The organism is Neobacillus rhizophilus (genome assembly GCF_018343535.1).
GTDB lineage: Bacteria > Bacillota > Bacilli > Bacillales > Cytobacillaceae > Neobacillus > Neobacillus rhizophilus.
Genome location: NZ_JAGYPF010000001.1, coordinates 1,288,663 through 1,306,307 on the forward strand (window position 1 = coordinate 1,288,663; position 17,645 = coordinate 1,306,307).

Genomic DNA, 17,645 nt, shown 5'->3' on the forward strand with positions numbered 1-17,645 from the left:
GAAGGTTAGGTCTAGCTAAGCATGCTTTATGAATGATTTCCTTTTAAGGCAATATATTTTGTGATCACTCTTACCGCAACATCGATTGCCGCTTCACTTGGTGTTAATTTGGCATGATGCAGTCCGTAGGGGGAATCGACACCGAGCCAAAACATAAATCCAGGAATTTCTTTCAGCATGTAGCCAAAATCTTCCCCTGTCATGGCTTCTTTACATTCTACGAATTGAACCGCATCATCTTCTTTTATAAAATTTATGAATTCCCTGGTAATTTCCTCGTTATTATACACCTGATGGTACATAGATCCGTAGTCAATTACTGCCTCACATTCAAAACCGGCTTCAATTCCTTTTACAATCGCTTCAACTCGATGCTTGACCTTTTTCATCGATTCCGGGGACAATGTTCGGATTGTCCCTTCTAGCCTTGCTTTCTCGGCAATAATGTTTTGAACAGTTCCTCCTGTGATTTTTCCAATCGTGATTACGGCACTGTCTAATGGGTTAACATTTCGAGAAACAATGGTTTGCAGCTGATTGACAAGCTGGCAAGCAGCGATGACCATATCATTGGTTTGATGCGGATAGGCAGCATGACCTCCCTTTCCCTTCAAATCAATAAATAGTTCAGATGTATTTGCAAACAATAATCCTTCTTTCACAGCGATGGTTCCGACTGGATACTCGGGTGCAATATGAAGCGCAAGAATCACATCTGGCATCCATTCCCGCATTTCCGCTGTCCTTAACATCGGTTCGGCACCGCCAGGACCTTCCTCAGCAGGCTGAAAAATAAATAATAAATCGTCATCAATTGGGTTCTCTACAAAAAAGGTAAGCACTCCAAGTGCAATGCTCATGTGAAAATCATGCCCACAGGCATGCATTTGCTCGCTGTGCTGTGAAGAAAATGGAAGACCCGTTTCCTCAGTAATGGGAAGACCATCAATGTCGGTCCTATAACCAATTGTTTTTTTCGAGTTCAACCCTGAAACCTTGACAAAGAGGCCAGTTTTCCATTTTTTTAAGGCAACCCGCTCTTGGGGTAATGAGTGTATGTAAGCTAATAAATAGGCCTGAGTTTTATATTCTTGGAACCCAAGTTCAGGTATTTGATGAAGATCACGGCGGATTTTAACAAATGGATTCATGGTTACCACTCCAATCTATGCAGAAAGCGTGGAACAATTCCACGCTTTTTTGTCCTAATTATAATTGACGAAGTGCATCTAAAATCTCTGTTTTGGATTTTGTTTGCTCGTCAATATCTTTAATTTTTCTTGCTGGCGTTCCTGCAACCACTGTATATGGCGGAACATCTTGGGTAACGATAGCTCCGGCAGCGACAACCGAGCCTTTTCCAACTGTTACTCCTTCAAGAACAACGGCGTTGGCGCCAATTAAAACATCATCTTCAATAATAACCGGTTTTGCTGATGGCGGCTCAACCACTCCAGCCAATACAGCACCTGCACCGATATGACATTTCTTACCAACCGTAGCCCTGCCGCCAAGAACTGCGTTCATGTCAATCATCGTTCCTTCACCAATTACAGCTCCAATATTGATGACGGCCCCCATCATGATAATGGCATTATCGCCAATCTCTACTTGGTCACGAATAAAAGCACCTGGTTCAATTCGGGCATTAATATGCTTCATATCCAATAATGGAATGGCTGAATTACGGCGGTCGTTTTCAACAACAAAATCTTCAATTTTTGCCGGATTTGCCTCAAGAGCAGTGTTGATTTCAGACCATTCACCGAAGACAACCCCGGTATTACCATTAATGAATGCTTTTGCATTGGCACCAAAGTCAATGCCTTCAAGCTCACCTTTTACATAAACCTTTACTGGTGTTGATTTTTTGCTATTTTGGATAAAGGATATAATTTCATGTGCATCCATCATTTTCATTTTCTAAATCCCCCTATACTTGTACTAAAAAATACTTTAGCAAACAAAAGCGCTGAAAACAAGAAAAACATATGCTTTATTTAAGATTCCGAAACATATTCTTTAATCAACTCTACAAATGCTTGTACTTGTTTTAATTGAAAAGCAGACTCATACCCAAGAAGCCATGTATCGCGGCTTAAAGGTTCATTTTTTTCATTCACAAGGGGAATTTTGCAAATATCTCTTTCTGCCTTCGTTAAGGTAATTCCAGGCAGAATCGCATAGCCAATTCCATTAAAGGCCATTTGCTTACAGGTTTCAATTTGGTCAACGACAACGGTCCTTTTCGGCGTGGTTTTAAAGTTCCGCATCCACCAATCCTGTATTTCTTGGTAATAATTAGAGTCACTCTTAAATTGGATAAACGGGCGGTCTGTTTCAAGGACTTGATCTGGGTTGGTGATTTCTCTATCCACCAAATACAGCGGATCACGAAACAGGTGTACTTTAACCCCCTTCCAATCAGGTGTACCACGAATAATGCCAACATGGACCTGGTCGTCATACAAACAGTTTAAAATCTCACTGCTCCAGCCTGTTACTAGTGAAAGCTTTACTTGGGGATATTTATCGATAAATTTCTTCAGAACTTGTGGCAGCCAGTTTTGCCCGACAATGGAGGCTACAGCAATTTTTAAGGTACCCGATACGCCCTCTTGCAGGGAGTAAATTGTTTCCCGTACCTTTTCCTCTTTTTTCAGGACCTCGTTTACAAAGGCTATCACATGTTCACCGGCAGGGGTCAGCGCTAATCCTTTTTGTGAGCGGATAAAAAGCTTAGTCCCCCAATCCTTCTCGATGGTTTGCAGACGCTGTGAGAGGGCCGGCTGGGAAACAAACAGCCGTTCCGAGGCTTTGCGCATATTCATTTCCTGTGCCAAAACAGACAGTAGTTGAAATTCCGACAATGATGACACTGTTTTTTCCCCTCCTTTTTCCTTTTCACCTGCAAAAAATAGCCCCCAAAAAAGGGGGCCCTGCTTTTCGTAAGTTATCTATTACCGCGCTTAATAAACAGATTTAATTGATTTAATACCGTACTTCTTGGCAAAATCCCCTCAAAAAAACCATCTTCTGTCTCAACACAAAGAAATGGTTGGGTAACTAGCAAATCTAAACATTTGTTAAATGGGGTGGATATTGTGACTCTGGGCAAAGACTTTTTCATTACTTCTTCTACCCGTCTTTGTTCAAGCTTTTCAAATTCAATTCTTTCAAGACCTAAAATGGAATCCATTATAATGGGTGTACTGATTAAACCATGAAGCTTGTAGGATGGGTCCAAAACAGGAATAGCCGTGTAACCGCTTTTCGTTAACACCAATAAGGCATGTTCCACACTATTTCCGATTTGTACATGTGCGACCCGCTCAGACGGGATAATCAAGTCTTTTATCATTAATTCTAGAAATTCCCCGCTGGGAAGATTAATCATCACCGAAAACTCCTCATGTTTGTTTTTCTACAGACCTATTCTATCATAGTTTTCGGACCTCATGCCAAAAATTGCGATTGCCCTGATAAAAAAAAGGAACCATACAGGCTCCTATTGAATCAAGTCAAAAATCTCGATTGTAATCATATCAATATTATCGAATTGATATCGTTTTGGCTTTTCCTTCTCAAAATAAACCTCTAACTCAAATGTTTCAGTTTTTGGATGGAAAGTGACTTGACATTTCCTTTCTCCATTAACCTCAAAATAACGCTGCGCCGGCTCTCCGCTAGCGGATTGTTCCTGAAGGTTTTTTAATCTTGTTAATATACCTTGAAGCTGTGACATGTGCTTATCTCCTTTCAAACACAAACAAGAATTCTATAAATTAGGTTTTGCATTTGACATGTTTCTATCCTAATGAATTATTTTCATCAATAAAAAAATCATCTTTTAAACATGCCAATATTAAAAGAATAAAATAACGTCCTCTATTTGTCCAAATAAAAATGAAAAAATTGGCTAAAAAATTTTTCTAAATGAAAAAAGAAGGCCCTCATTGACTGAGACCTTCTCAAAAAAATCTGATGGCTATAAAAAGTATAATAAATAAAGTCAGTGCAAAGAAGATGCCGTAGGATAAAAAAATAGGGTTTTTGACATATACATTTTTTTGAATTCCTTTGTCTAACTGGGTATCAAATTCACCCTCCACAGCTTTTTGCTGCCTTCCAAGGGCAAGTGTATAAATGAGGGAAACAGCCAAAATACCAACAATAAGAATGGCAACCGTCATTTCAAAAAGAGTCATTGAGCATTTCTCCTTTAAAGATAAACTATATCTTTAAATTGCCACTCCGTGACACATTCTATTCTTACAGCAATTGATCGTGTTCAAACAAATATTGGTATGAAATATCGATAAATAAGTATTCACTGCCATTGATGGGAAATGAAAAGGTTCGAATCGGCTCACCGGTTTCAATATCACTATATAGGTCCGACAAAATGCCTTTTCTTTCATTCCGCATTTTGATGATGTTCTCTAGAAAATACGGCCTCCAGCTCCAGTTTTTATTGATATATTCAGCCTGAATACTCCAGCCTCCGTTTTCCTTAAAAAGATTGGCCGACTTTTGAAAGCCGTCTTCATCACAAATATATAACCGAAAGACGATGTGATCCATTTCTTTTCCCAGGACATGCAGGAGCTCTTCATAGCCGGACTTCCGGTTTTTCATTACAATTTCCTGAACCTTTGCTTGAAAATATTCAGCAGTTGTATAAACAGCCTCCAATTTTCTTTTTTCATATACAATAAAGTCGTGGAATTTTTCCTTTAATCGGGGTTTTAAGAAATCCCGGCTGATAAATTCTGCGGCTGGAGGGTGCAAATAATAACCCTGATAATAACGGCCGCCATTTTTCCAAGCAAACTGCAACTGGTAGCTCATCTCAATATTTTCAAACAAGAGCGTTGCTCCAATTTTTCTAGCAAGGACCGACACGGAAAATAAAACATCATTGAAATTGGTACCAATTGAGGTTGATTTTAAAGCTTCTAAATTAATTTTTAAAATGTCCGGTTCAAGCTCCCCGATTCGTTCGAAAAAATGATTTTCACTGCCAAGATTTGCAATGGCAATTTTAATTCCATAGGTCCGATAATATTGCAAAAGATTATCAAATTGGTCTAAATCTCCTGAGTAGTTGTGATCAGAAATTTCAAGGACAATTCGACTTAACTTAAAACCCCTGCTTTCGAATTCTAAAAGCTCCTGAAGAAATGGTTCTCCATGTCCATACATAAGCAGTTCAGCATTCCGGTTCAGGAATATGCTGACATCTTCATCCAGCTCCTCCGCCTTTTCCAGCGCTTTTCGAACTAAAAGCAAATCAACTTCGAATTTATATTCTTCAGGAATTTGTTCATCACAAAAAAACGGACCTAAGCTTATAACATTTTCTGCTGATTTATATCTTCCTAACACTTCATAGGCGATTACACGCTGTTCATCGGCACTAAAAATCGGCTGGAAATAAGGAAAAACATCATTTATATTTGAGAGTATTTCCAGTGCATCCATCCAAAGTACCTCCAAAAAATTGTTAATTTCATTATACCATACGCACAAGAATTACCGTCTGTTCTTTGCCAAAAGGATACCATTATAACTCTAAAGAAACAATCAAACAATATTCTTAGCTCTTCAAAAGAGGAGGTAAGGATGTGAAAAAGCTAAGTCTGTTCGCTTTAATCCTTCCATTGCTTGGATGCAGCCATGTTGGTGAAAATAACGAAGTGAGTTCTAAGCAAAACAATATTAAGCAAGAGCCTCCGATCATTGAGGATGAAAAACCCAAGAACGTTTCTTCTACAAAAGAGGATAATCGCTCCTATAATTTCAATGACCTAAACAGTCAGATCATAAATATAAGCCAAGAAGAGGAAACAGCAAAGCCCTTTGTTAAGAAGGAATCCACCTTATTGGACGTTATCATAATCCGGCAAACCCCAGAGCTTAGAAACGGATGTGAAGTGACCAGCCTTGCGATGATGCTAAACTACGCCGGGGTTCAAACAAACAAAATGGAGTTGTACCGGCAGATAAAAAAAGACCCCGATCCGCTCATCAAATCACCAAAAGGTGATTTCTTGCATTGGGGGAATCCCGATCACGGATTTGTTGGTGATATGACCGGCAAACAACCGGGGTATGCTGCTTTTGAGCAGCCAATGATTGATTTAATAAATAAAAAGTTGCCGGGCAGAGCCGTTAATTTGACCAATCAGCCATTTGAAAAAATATTGGAACATGTTTCAAGTGGGTTTCCTGTCGTGATCTGGACAACAGGTGATTACCGGCTCCCAGATCGGTGGGAAGCATGGAATCATGGAAAAGAATATATAAAAACACCGCTTGATTTACATGTCGTCTTGCTCGTCGGCTATGACGAGGGTCATGTATATCTGAATGATCCACTTTCAGGAAAAAAACAAGTCAAAGTAAACAAAGATCAATTTATCGCTTCATGGAATGCCCTAAAAAATCGTGCTGTCAGTTACAAATAAACAACAAAGAGCAGCCACCCCGGCTGCTCAGGCTATCGGAAAACTTTCGATAGCCTTTTATTTTTGCTCTTTTTTAGTGATACACCGCTTTTTACAATATTATTAATGTTAGGTTTTTCAACAAGTCTGTTGATTGGCACTCCAGGCACTTCGCTTTCCGCGGGCGTGCCGGCGAGCCTCCTCGTCGCTTCGCTCCTGCGGGGTCTCCCCTGCCCCGTACTCCCGCAGGAGTCTTCGTGCCTTCCGCGCCAATCAACAGGTGTTTTATAATAGAGACCTTCAAATACAATAAAAATAAAATAAGTAGTGAATTCAATGTTTTAGCCAAAATTGAATAGCCAAAGTGAATGTGAATTTGTTTCAATTGATGAATTGTTCCCCGCGAATTCTTACTGCAGCCTGCCAAAATATGAAAAAGATTGTAACTCACTAGCAAGGCTGGAAATTGTGTGTTGCTATACTTTAGTTGATTTGCCTCCCTGTTGATTGGAGCGGAGGGCACTCGACTCCTGCGGGATATAGAGGTCACTGGAGACCCCGCAGGCGCCATAGCGCCGAGGAGGCTCCAGGACCTCCCCGCGGAAAGCGAGTGCCCGGAGTGGAAATCAACGGGCCTAATTGCAGAGACAGCATATAGATTTAGACAAAACAAAAAGCAGTCGTCTAGGCTGCTTTTTATTGGTATTTTTTATGATTTTTCAGAATAAACACTAACATGAGCCTTTATTCTTGCAATAAGCTTTATTTTTTCTGAAAATACATAAGGGACTCTAATAAAAAAATAGGCTGGTAATAAAAATGTTTCAAAATTTAACTCGGAGGACATTTATTAAAAGAACATTTGGTTCCCTGCTAACAGTCCTCGGAATGGGGGCGGGGGGATATTATTATGCAAATCGAATTGAACCATCTCTTCTTGAAATTAAACAATTGGAAATCATTCATGAACGAATTCCCAGCAGCTTTAACGGAAAAAAAATAGTCCAATTCAGCGACACCCATCTTGGTTTTCAATATACCTTGGATAAGTTTATAGGTTTAGTTGATTCCATCAATGACCTCAAGCCGGACATTATTGTTTTTACGGGCGATTTAATGGACGAGCCAAATAAATATTTGGAAACGAATCAGCTCGCGCCAATTCTAAAGAAATTGCATGCGCCATTAGGAAAGTATTGTATATATGGGAACCATGATCATGGCGGTTATGGCTCAGAAATATATCGGGAAATTATGAATACAGCGGGTTTTACTATCCTGTTAAATTCAGCAGTTTCAGTTACCTTAGAGGATAACAGTTTTATCAGCCTGCTTGGGATTGATGACCGAATGTTAGGCAGACCTGATATTACGACAGCCATAAAAAATGTGCCAAATAATTGTTTTAAAATATTATTATCACACGCGCCAGATATGGCCGATACCGCAAGCTCATACCCGATCGAATGGCAGCTGAGCGGACACAGTCACGGCGGTCAGGTTAAACTTCCGTTTATCGGCGCTCTTGTTATTCCGCCTTTTGCGAAGATTTATCAGGAAGGTCATTACATTGTCCGCGGCGGCCATGAGCTAAATCTTTATGTAAATAGGGGAATCGGCACGACACGCCTGCCTTTCCGATTTATGGCCAAGCCAGAGCTTACAGTGTTTACTTTAAAAAATTAAAAAACGCTCTTCCAGCAAGGTTGGTGGGATAGGCTCCGAATAATAAAAGCCTTGAATTTTGTGGCAGCCCGCCTGAATCAAAAATTCAGCCTGTTCTTTCCTCTCCACGCCCTCGGCAATCACTTCAAGGCCAAGGCTTCTGCCAAGGTGGATAATGGTCGATGTGATTGCCGCATCCTTATCATCGTCTAATATTTCCTTGATGAACGATTGGTCGATTTTCAGACAATCAAGTGGGAACCTTTTCAAATAGTTTAACGATGAATACTCTGTTCCAAAATCATCAACTGATATTAAAAGACCCAAGTCTTTTAGCTTTCTTAGAAGCGGGATTGTTTCCTTCATGTCCCGCATAATGCCTTCGGTAATTTCAATTTCTAATGACGTAGGCTGAATTGAATATTTATTGATCATCGATTGAATAAAAGAAACCAAATTAGGCTGTTGAAATTGTTTCGGTGAAATATTTATTGCAATCCGTATACCCATGATCCCTTTATCATTCCAGCTTTTAATTTGTTTACAGGCATTTTCTATTACCCAATTCCCTATAGAAACAATAAGGCCTGTATCTTCAGCGATTGGAATAAAAACCCCTGGGGAAATCCAGCCGAACTCTGTATTCTTCCAGCGCAGAAGCGCCTCAAAAGATGCAGCTTTCCCGGTCAGGACATCTATTTGGGGCTGATAATACAATGTAAGCTCGCCCCTGTCTATCGCTCTTCTTAGATGAGTTTCCAAAGTTACAATATTGGAAAATAACGAATTCATATCTGATCGATAAAATTGGTAATGCGCCCGGCCTCTCTCCTTAACGCGAAAAAGCGCCTCATCTGCATTCTTAATTAACATTTCTGCATCCTTCCCATCATTAGGGTACATGCTGATTCCAATGCTTGGAGAAATAAAATACTCATGGGAATTAAAATAAAAGGATCGAGAAAAGGAAGTAAGCAGCTTTCCTACAAAAAAATTAGCCCCGGAACGATTTGTGTTAAGCAATAGAATAGTAAATTCATCCCCGCCAACCCGGTAAATAAAACAGCATTCATTTTGGAATTGTAATAACCGGTTGGAAACCTGCTTTAAAATTTCATCCCCAGCCAAATGTCCAAGAGTATCGTTCAAATATTTAAATCTGTCCAAGTCGATTGAGATTAAGGCAAACTCCTCTGCCGGATGATGGTCAGCCGGGATACGTTCATTTAAATGTTCAAGCAGGGCGCGGCGGTTAAATAATCCTGTCAATTGATCATGAAATGCCATGAATTTTATCATTTCCATGTTTTTTGCCTGCTCTGACAAATCTCTTAAAATTATGTAGACCCCGTTTATTTCCCCGTATACGACAATTGGTACTGTTTTTATATGTACAATGAGCCGTTTCCCTTTATTGTTTAAAATTTTACAATCCAGTGACTCAAGAGAAAAACCGGAACACGTCTTTTCGATAAGACCTTTAAACTTTTCCAAATCATGGTCATCAATTAAATCATAAATCGACCGATTTGACAGATGTCTTTCCAATGATCCCGTCAAAATAGCAGCAGCCGGGTTTGCTTCCATTATTTTTCCTTCCGGACTAATGATAATAATTGCATCCAAGTTATGGTCAACTATAGAGCGGTATCGCTGCTCACTTTCGCCGATTCTTTTTCTCTCAAGGGACCATTCGGTAATATCTCTTGTTACTGCTACAATATAACGAATGGCGTTATCCTCATCATAGATTGGAGTTAAAATGGATTCCCCGTAAACCTCTTTCCCGTTATCGCCATAAAATACATCGTCAAAAGTAATGATTTCCCTTTTTTTTAATAGTTTCTCATACATTCGCTGAAGCGATTTGGCAAAATCCTCTGGCAGAACATCCTGAAAAGTCCTCCCTATCGCCTCCACATTTAAGTTTGCCTTTCTCATTCCCGCCTCATTGATAAACAGGTATCGAAAGCTTGGGCCTTCTTCCACTTTGACGACAAATACCATATCCTGTATATATTGAAAAATAATATCGAAGATGATTTCCTGTATTTTAGGCCCGGCTTTCCCGGATTCAATTTCACTTATAAAAAACTGATTGAATTGGGTCATTTCATCATCCTCACGAACAAAATAAATTTTTTCCTTATCCTATACAATATTTCTAAATTTATTTTACAACGAAATAATTTGATTGGAAGTAATTTATAGAAAATAATGACTATTCTACAAAAATTTTTCCTCTTTTACTTAATGTATTTCTATTTTCCTAAAAAAAACGGTATAATATAATTGTCTAAAAAAGAAAGGAGATATGATTTTGAATCCCGACCAGAAATCCCCCCATAAAAAAGTAAACCTAACCATCGAAAACCTCTCACAAGCTGTCTTTATCGTGAACCGACATGCAAAGACAGCGCCAAATCCCAAGTTTTTGTATAAACTAAAACAAGAATCATTAAAAAAATTGATTGAAGAAGGTAAAGCTAAAAAAGTGGGTCTTCACTTTTCCGAACATCCCAGAAATAGTCAGCAGCAATCCGATGTTTTAGTAGAATGCGGAAATTACCTATTCCACATTCCGCCTACTAAGAGTGACTTTATGGATCTTCCTCATTTAGGAAAATTGGACGGACATATCCGAAATCCAAAGGCAGTACTGTCCCTTAATGCAGCAAAAGCCCTGCTGCAGACTTATACAGGCATAACTGAGCTAGATCCTCCGCCAGGCAGCCCGAGAAAAAGGCCTCGGACCTATCAAAAACCGATCTTTAAAAAATTGGGTGAAAGATATTCATAGTGGTTTAAAAGCCGGACTTTTCCGGCCTTTTTCATTTGTTCTTAATACTAGAAACATCTCTTGTAAATATTCTATAATTAAGCAAAATAACTTTTATTGATTTTATCGCGGGAAGGACGGACAATTTTGGAGCATTTACTTAATGAACGTGTAAAAAACATTGAAATTTCAGGGATTCGAAGGTTTTCCAATATGGTTTCCCATGTTGAGGACGTGATTTCCTTAACAATCGGGCAGCCTGATTTCCCTACCCCGGAGCATGTAAAAAAGGCGGGTATCGAAGCAATTACTGATAATTTTACCTCTTATACACATAATGCCGGCACAATAGAATTAAGAAAGGCTGCTTGTGAATTTGTAAAAAAGAAATATCAGTTGAACTACCAGCCGGAATCGGAAGTAATCGTCACAATGGGAGCTAGTGAAGCAATTGATATTGCTTTAAGGACCATCTTAACGGAAGGCACTGAGGTTATTTTACCCGGACCGATATACCCGGGTTACGAACCGGTGATTCGAATGATGGGGGCACAGCCGATCTATAGTGATATTCGCGAAAATCAATTTCGCTTTACGCTGGATATGATAAAACCATACATAACAGAAAAGACTCGCTGTATCGTCCTCCCTTATCCATCAAATCCTACCGGAGTAAGTCTAAACGAAGGAGAGCTACGAGAAATAGCGGATTATTTAAGGGATAAAGATATTTTCGTTCTTGCTGACGAAATATATAGCGAGCTTTCCTATAACCAGATGCATTATTCGATTGCAAGCTTTCTTAAAGAACAAACAATAGTCATTAACGGATTATCTAAGTCCCATTCAATGACGGGCTGGCGAATCGGCTTTTTGTTTGCTCCCGAAAATATTGCAAAGCATATCTTAAAGGTTCATCAATATAATGTTTCCTGTGCAAATTCTATTGCTCAAAAAGCTGCATATGAGGCGCTTACAACAGGGATTGATGATGCCCTTTCCATGAAAAAGGAATATGAAAAGCGTCGTGATTATGTCTATCAGCGCCTTGAGACAATGGGTTTTGAAGTGGTCAAGCCAGACGGGGCCTTTTACTTCTTTATAAAAATTCCAAGCACGATTGCTTTGAATAGCTTTGATTTTGCAGTTAAACTTGTGAATGACGTAAAGGTAGCAGTAGTACCCGGTAGTGCTTTTTCTGAATACGGAGAAGGATATTTCCGTTTATCCTTTGCCTGCTCAATGGGCACGCTTGAAGAAGGACTAAATCGAATCGAACAGTTCCTAAAAAAGTAAAAGAGGCCAATCAGCCTCTTTTACTTTTTTATGGATTCAACCTTTATATTTTCCGTTATTTTTCGCTGCTTTTACCTTTTTTGCCTTATCATGATGAATTTTATTCGTATCGGCAGAGCCCATTTCGTGGGCAAATTCTTCATTTAATACTGCAGAATCAAAACCTTTTTTGTTTTTTTGCTGCGGGTCGTTTTTCTTTGTTCGCTTTGCCATAAACATTCCTCCTATTTTAGTTTCTAGAATAGTTTCATGTAGGAAGGAGGTAATTATGCCTGGCAGTTTGTGGCCGGTCCGCTACTTTTTCCAGTACTTATATAAAGCTTGGGTACCGCTATTTTCTTCACCCAGGGAAGCTAACTTATCATACATGGATTTTGCCAAAGCCAATCCTGGCACTTCCATATCCATACGTTCAGCCTCATCCAATGCTATTTTCATATCTTTAATAAAATGCTTTATGTAAAATCCAGGCTCAAAGTCCCCTTTTAACATTCTTGGCGCCAGATTGCTCAATGACCAGCTTCCGGCAGCACCTGCTGTGATACTTTTTAAAACAGTTTCAGGATCAAGTCCCGCCTTTTCAGCATAAATAATGGCTTCACAGACACCAATCATATTAGAAGCGATCGCAATTTGGTTGCACATCTTGGTATGCTGTCCTGCTCCTGCCTGTCCTTGGTAAACAATATTGGTTCCCAACAATTTTAATAGCGGGTGAACGGCTTCAAAGGCATCGTAGTCTCCGCCAATCATAATGGAGAGCTTTCCATCCCTTGCACCGATATCACCGCCGGAAACAGGAGCATCAATCGCATAGATGTCTCTTTTTTTAGCCTCGTTGTATATTTTTTCAGCCAGAGATGGTGAAGAAGTCGTCATGTCAATATAATAACTGCCCGGAATTCCATTTGGAATTAAGCCGTTTTCACCCAAATAGACCTCCTCAACATCGTTTGGGTACCCTACCATCGTAATAACCACGTTTGCCTTTTCGGCAACGGCCCTCGGGGATTCCGCCCATAAAGCTCCTTTTTCGATTATTCCTGCAGCTTTTTCTTTTGTTCTTGAATAAACCATTACAGGGAATCCTGCAGCAAGCAGATGACCTGCCATGCTTTTACCCATCACCCCTATTCCAATAAAACCGATTACTGTATTATCTGCTGTTAACAAAAAAATCTCTCCTCTCGTATATTTGCTTTTATTTTAGCATTTTCCGCCAATATTATCGTAATAAAAAAGACCGAAACTTTTTATTCCGGTCTTAAAGTTCAGACGAAAAATTTGTTAAAAAGGCTCTACCAAAGACCTTTTTGTTATTGAACACTTCGATAGAGACAGCGTTATTCTGTTCAATCATATTTTGAAGCTCTTGGATATGCAAATCCTTTTGCAGAGGAAGCGGGTCCATAAAGATATATTTCTCCTTTTTCCCCTTAACGTCTATATATTCTCCGTTAAGAACCTGCTCCTCACCATAGACAATTTCCCGCCTGCCGATGGCAGCCGCCAAGCGGTCATCGTGGATGGTTACTTTCACCTTATATAATTGGTGTCCCTCCAAAATTTCATTGTTTATTCGAAAGCGAAATTGGATTTCGTTATTTTTCGTTAACAGAGCATCCGCATAACGGTTCGCAATTAATTCATTGGAAGTCAATATTCCACATCCGCTTAATAGAAAAGACCCGAAAATGATATAGAGACCTAAAATAAGTTTAAAGTTTTTATTCATTTTGACCACTCCTTTATATCTTTCACCATCGCCAAAAATTTTTGGTGTTAAACATAAGGAGAAGCATAAACTCCTTCTATGAATTACCTCGTTATACATTTAGTATTAAATACATTCAAACATGCCTTTTAGCAGAGACAATCAATTAATAAAGATATAGCTATACAAAAAGAGGCTGCCACTAAAAGTTACACTTTTGGGACAGCCTCTATCATAATTAGCTATTAGAATGTATGAGCTAAATCCTTTGCGCGAGCAATTGCTTTTTCTTTGATTTCCTGCGCTTTGTCAGGCATGGCATTATGGCCCTCCACAAACAGTCCTTCGAAGGAAGGTACACCGAAGAAACTCATCATGACATTGATATAACGGTGCCCCATTTCTAGTTCTGCTGCCGGCCCTGTGGAATAAAAGCCTCCTCTGGCTTGAATATGTAATGCCTTTTTATCGGTTAATAGACCAATTGGACCCTTTTCCGTATATTTAAAAGTTTTACCCGCAACTGCCACGGAATCAAAATATGCCTTCATGACAGGAGGAAATGAGAAATTCCATAGAGGGGTAACAAAAACATACTTGTCTGCTGCAATAAATTGCTCGCTTAACTCATTTAAACGGCCGACTTTTGCCTTTTCGTCTGCTGATAAATCATCAAAAGACTGACCGGACCGTAACTTTCCCCATCCACTGAACACATCCACATCAATTTCAGGGATATTTTCAGAATATAGATCCAAATGGATCACATCGTCATTAGGATTAACTTGTTTGTAAGTGTCAATAAACGCTTTACCCACTGCCATACTGTAAGATTGAGCCTCATCATGAGGGTGAGCTGTGATATATAAAACCTGTGCCATGTCATTCACCTTTCTCTTCGATTGATATACATAGTCTGATTCAAAATCATATTTTTTAACCAATCAAAATTTATTTCAGTTTGAAATGATTAAAATCAAGGTAACTTTAAAATAAAAGCTTTAACGTATCAATTATTTTGCTTTTCAAACATAAAAAAAGGATTTGTCATTTTGACAAATCCAATAGTAGTTTTTATTCATTTGCGTCAATTGAATAAGGACTTTGACCTACGTTTTTTCTCATTTCATCAGTCATTAGAAAAGGTTCATTAACATTCACTTCATTTTCTGCTTGTTCAAGATGGAAACTGCCGTCATAATGTACTGGTTTTTGTTCCATAATACTACCCACTCCCACATTGATTTACACTTAAGATGCCCAAGTTTCATTCAAATTACTTAGAAGACTTTCAAATTTCCTCATACTATCAACATGGTATGAAGTTAAAATTCAGGTCTTTATGACTAATATTATAACTAAAAATTCTCTGAAAGAACATAATAAATTGAAAATAAAAACAGTAAAAAAGGACTAGCCATATTAGCCAGTCCTTTTGAAAGATATGTTGAGTTTTCAATTATTTAACAGCAGCATTTACTGCTTCAATTACTTGATCGGTTGTCTGCATGTTCAAGACTTGCTGCACAAGCTTTTCCATATCTGATTTCTGTAAATTTTTGATTAATGATCGTGCTTTAAGAATGGATGTGGCGCTCATTGAAAATTCGTCAAGTCCAAGACCGAGCAGAATTGGAATCGCTGTTTCGTCGCCAGCCATTTCTCCGCACATACCTGCCCATTTACCTTCTGCATGAGCAGCATCGATGACCATTTTTACTAATCGTAAAATTGATGGGCTATATGGCTGGTATAGATAGGAGACACGCTGATTCATACGGTCGGCTGCCATTGTATATTGAATCAAATCATTAGTACCAATACTGAAGAAATCTACTTCTTTGGCGAATTGATCAGCCAGAACCGCAGTCGATGGAATTTCAACCATGATACCAAGTTCAATTTTTTCAGCAACCTTTTGCCCTTCTGAAATCAATTTTTGCTTTTCCTCTTCAAGAATCGTTTTTGCTGCCCTGAATTCATCTAGAGTGGCAATCATCGGAAACATAATTTTCAAGTTTCCGTATACACTTGCGCGTAATAATGCCTTAAGCTGTGTCCGAAAAATTCCTTGCTCTTCCAGACATAAACGAATCGCTCGGAAGCCTAAGAATGGATTCATCTCTTTCGGTAATTCCAAGTATGGAAGCTCTTTGTCGCCACCTATGTCCAATGTCCGCACTACAACTGGCTTTCCTTCCATTCCTTCTAGGACTGCCTTATATGCCTCGAACTGCTCTTCCTCTGTTGGCAGCTGGTCTCGTCCCATATAAAGGAATTCTGTACGATAGAGGCCAACTCCCTCGCCACCATTTTCTTTTACTCCTTTTAAATCTTTTGGAGTACCGATGTTAGCAGCCAGTTCAACATGATGCCCGTCAGCGGAAACAGTAGGCTCGTTGACAAGCTTGGCCCATTCTGCTTTTTGTGTTTCGAAATCTTCATGAACTTTTTTGTACTGCTCCACGAGTTCAGGGGTTGGGTTAATATGTACTTCACCCTTTAGCCCATCAACAATGACCAAATCGCCATTTTGAATTTCTTCGGTAGCTGTCTTGGTTCCCACGACTGCAGGAATTTCCAATGAGCGCGCCATAATAGCGGAGTGGGATGTCCGTCCGCCAATATTTGTAGTAAACCCTTTTACAAATTGTCGGTTTAATTGTGCTGTATCCGAAGGGGTCAGATCTTCTGAAACGATAATGACTTCTTCCGCAATCATGCTTGGATTTGGCAGCTGCACATCTAATAAATGAGCTAGTACGCGCTTGGTCACGTCGCGGATATCCGCAGCACGCTCCTTCATGTATTCATTATCCATTTGTTCGAACATCATCACAAACATATCCGCAGTTTCTTTAAGCGCTGCTTCTGCATTTACGTTCTCGGACCCGATCTTATCTTCAATCGGATTATTTAATTCCGGATCACTTAAAACAAGGAGATGCGCTTCAAAAATAGCTGCCTTATCAGGGCCAAGGTCAACCTTTGCTCGGTCGCGAATGATTTCAAGTTCAGACTTCGCTTTTGCCATGGCATCACGAAAACGCGCTACTTCAGATGAAGCATCTTCAATTTTTTTCTGTTCAAAAGATAAATCTGGTTCAACCATGCGGTATGCTTTAGCAATGGCGATACCATTTGATGCAGCAATTCCATTTAAAAAAGTCATTATTCAGCCAATCCTTCTTTTCTCAATGTTTCTTCCAGGCTGTTTAAAGCATCGTTTGCATCGCTGCCTTCTGCTGTAATTTTGATTTCGGCTCCCTTGCCAATGCCAAGAGACATAACGCCCATAATTGATTTTAAGTTAACTGTTTTGCCTTTATGTTCAAGATTGATTTCTGAATCAAATCTGCTAGCTGTTTGGACTAAGAGTGTTGCCGGTCTAGCATGAATTCCTGTATCTGCTGTTACTGTAAATTGTTTTTCTGCCATCTTCAATCAAACTCCTTTTTTTATGTAGATAAATAAAAATTAATGCTCACTTTCATAAAATAGCCAAAATACCTTCTTTAGTCAAATAAGACATTTAAGAAATAAAGTAAAGAATTTAAATTTATTTTCCCCTGAAAGTTATCCAAACATGTAATGATTATTTATCTATCAAGGTTATATAATAATGGTACAAATGGTAGAATAGCATTTTCTTTAAATTCATTCAAATATTTTGTGTTTACGTTCACAAAAACGTCAAAAACATTAAAAACCGCCCAAACGGACGGCTTTTGGTACCTTTAAT

Annotated in this window: 19 protein-coding genes; 4 read left to right on the plus strand and 15 right to left on the minus strand. The window is 39.1% G+C overall.

The window, feature by feature from the left end:
- Nucleotides 1-26: 26 nt before the first annotated feature.
- From KHA99_RS06025 to KHA99_RS06055, 7 genes are all read right to left on the minus strand, one after another.
- Nucleotides 27-1,151, minus strand: a complete 1,125-nt coding sequence (locus KHA99_RS06025; RefSeq protein WP_249366434.1) for an N-acetyldiaminopimelate deacetylase — start codon at nt 1,149-1,151, stop codon at nt 27-29.
- A gap of 58 nt (nt 1,152-1,209) precedes the next feature.
- Nucleotides 1,210-1,920, minus strand: coding sequence for a 2,3,4,5-tetrahydropyridine-2,6-dicarboxylate N-acetyltransferase (dapD, locus tag KHA99_RS06030; protein WP_213116493.1), 711 nt, complete (start codon nt 1,918-1,920; stop codon nt 1,210-1,212).
- Between the two features lie 80 nt (nt 1,921-2,000).
- Nucleotides 2,001-2,879 carry a transcriptional regulator CcpC gene (gene ccpC, locus KHA99_RS06035; protein ID WP_213116494.1) on the minus strand — a complete coding sequence of 293 codons (879 nt, stop codon included), beginning with the start codon at nt 2,877-2,879 and terminating at the stop codon, nt 2,001-2,003.
- Between the two features lie 74 nt (nt 2,880-2,953).
- A complete protein-coding gene (gene cbpB / locus KHA99_RS06040; RefSeq protein WP_213116495.1) occupies nt 2,954-3,397 on the minus strand; it encodes a cyclic-di-AMP-binding protein CbpB in 444 nt (147 codons plus the stop codon).
- Between the two features lie 111 nt (nt 3,398-3,508).
- Nucleotides 3,509-3,745, minus strand: a complete 237-nt coding sequence (locus KHA99_RS06045; protein WP_213116496.1) for a YkuJ family protein — start codon at nt 3,743-3,745, stop codon at nt 3,509-3,511.
- Between the two features lie 226 nt (nt 3,746-3,971).
- Nucleotides 3,972-4,208, minus strand: a complete 237-nt coding sequence (locus KHA99_RS06050; RefSeq protein WP_213116497.1) for a type II secretion system protein — start codon at nt 4,206-4,208, stop codon at nt 3,972-3,974.
- Between the two features lie 64 nt (nt 4,209-4,272).
- Nucleotides 4,273-5,484, minus strand: a complete 1,212-nt coding sequence (locus KHA99_RS06055; protein ID WP_213116498.1) for an EAL domain-containing protein — start codon at nt 5,482-5,484, stop codon at nt 4,273-4,275.
- Between the two features lie 143 nt (nt 5,485-5,627).
- Here KHA99_RS06055 and KHA99_RS06060 point away from each other — a divergent pair, with 143 nt between their 5' ends.
- Nucleotides 5,628-6,470 carry a C39 family peptidase gene (locus KHA99_RS06060; protein WP_213116499.1) on the plus strand — a complete coding sequence of 281 codons (843 nt, stop codon included), beginning with the start codon at nt 5,628-5,630 and terminating at the stop codon, nt 6,468-6,470.
- A 798-nt stretch (nt 6,471-7,268) separates the two neighbouring features.
- Nucleotides 7,269-8,135 carry a metallophosphoesterase gene (locus KHA99_RS06065; RefSeq protein WP_213116500.1) on the plus strand — a complete coding sequence of 289 codons (867 nt, stop codon included), beginning with the start codon at nt 7,269-7,271 and terminating at the stop codon, nt 8,133-8,135.
- Here the strand turns inward: KHA99_RS06065 and KHA99_RS06070 are convergent.
- Nucleotides 8,124-10,226 carry a sensor domain-containing protein gene (locus KHA99_RS06070; protein ID WP_249366435.1) on the minus strand — a complete coding sequence of 701 codons (2,103 nt, stop codon included), beginning with the start codon at nt 10,224-10,226 and terminating at the stop codon, nt 8,124-8,126. The two genes, KHA99_RS06065 and KHA99_RS06070, sit on opposite strands and share 12 nt — an antisense overlap.
- Before the next feature lie 208 nt (nt 10,227-10,434).
- Between KHA99_RS06070 and KHA99_RS06075 the strand changes: the two genes are divergently transcribed.
- Nucleotides 10,435-10,914 carry a YkyB family protein gene (locus tag KHA99_RS06075; RefSeq protein WP_372447571.1) on the plus strand — a complete coding sequence of 160 codons (480 nt, stop codon included), beginning with the start codon at nt 10,435-10,437 and terminating at the stop codon, nt 10,912-10,914.
- A gap of 126 nt (nt 10,915-11,040) precedes the next feature.
- On the plus strand, nt 11,041-12,189 hold the full coding sequence (locus tag KHA99_RS06080; protein ID WP_213116502.1) for an aminotransferase A: 1,149 nt from the start codon (nt 11,041-11,043) through the stop codon (nt 12,187-12,189).
- Nucleotides 12,190-12,225: 36 nt separating this feature from the next.
- Here the strand turns inward: KHA99_RS06080 and KHA99_RS06085 are convergent, their stop codons facing one another.
- From KHA99_RS06085 to KHA99_RS06115, 7 genes are all read right to left on the minus strand, one after another.
- Nucleotides 12,226-12,402 (minus strand): hypothetical protein, encoded by a 177-nt coding sequence (locus tag KHA99_RS06085; RefSeq protein WP_213116503.1) that lies wholly within the window; start codon nt 12,400-12,402, stop codon nt 12,226-12,228.
- 81 nt (nt 12,403-12,483) lie between these two features.
- Nucleotides 12,484-13,362, minus strand: a complete 879-nt coding sequence (locus KHA99_RS06090) for an NAD(P)-dependent oxidoreductase (protein WP_213116504.1) — start codon at nt 13,360-13,362, stop codon at nt 12,484-12,486.
- A gap of 91 nt (nt 13,363-13,453) precedes the next feature.
- Nucleotides 13,454-13,924 carry a hypothetical protein gene (locus KHA99_RS06095; RefSeq protein WP_213116505.1) on the minus strand — a complete coding sequence of 157 codons (471 nt, stop codon included), beginning with the start codon at nt 13,922-13,924 and terminating at the stop codon, nt 13,454-13,456.
- Between the two features lie 224 nt (nt 13,925-14,148).
- Nucleotides 14,149-14,784: an FMN-dependent NADH-azoreductase gene (locus tag KHA99_RS06100; RefSeq protein ID WP_213116506.1), complete on the minus strand. Its 636-nt coding sequence runs from the start codon at nt 14,782-14,784 to the stop codon at nt 14,149-14,151.
- A gap of 193 nt (nt 14,785-14,977) precedes the next feature.
- A complete protein-coding gene (locus tag KHA99_RS06105; RefSeq protein WP_213116507.1) occupies nt 14,978-15,124 on the minus strand; it encodes a hypothetical protein in 147 nt (48 codons plus the stop codon).
- Nucleotides 15,125-15,362: 238 nt separating this feature from the next.
- Nucleotides 15,363-17,075: a phosphoenolpyruvate--protein phosphotransferase gene (ptsP, locus tag KHA99_RS06110; protein ID WP_213116508.1), complete on the minus strand. Its 1,713-nt coding sequence runs from the start codon at nt 17,073-17,075 to the stop codon at nt 15,363-15,365.
- A complete protein-coding gene (locus KHA99_RS06115; protein WP_213116509.1) occupies nt 17,075-17,341 on the minus strand; it encodes a phosphocarrier protein HPr in 267 nt (88 codons plus the stop codon). The genes ptsP and KHA99_RS06115 overlap by 1 nt, the downstream gene beginning before the upstream one ends.
- Between the last annotated feature and the right edge of the window lie 304 nt (nt 17,342-17,645).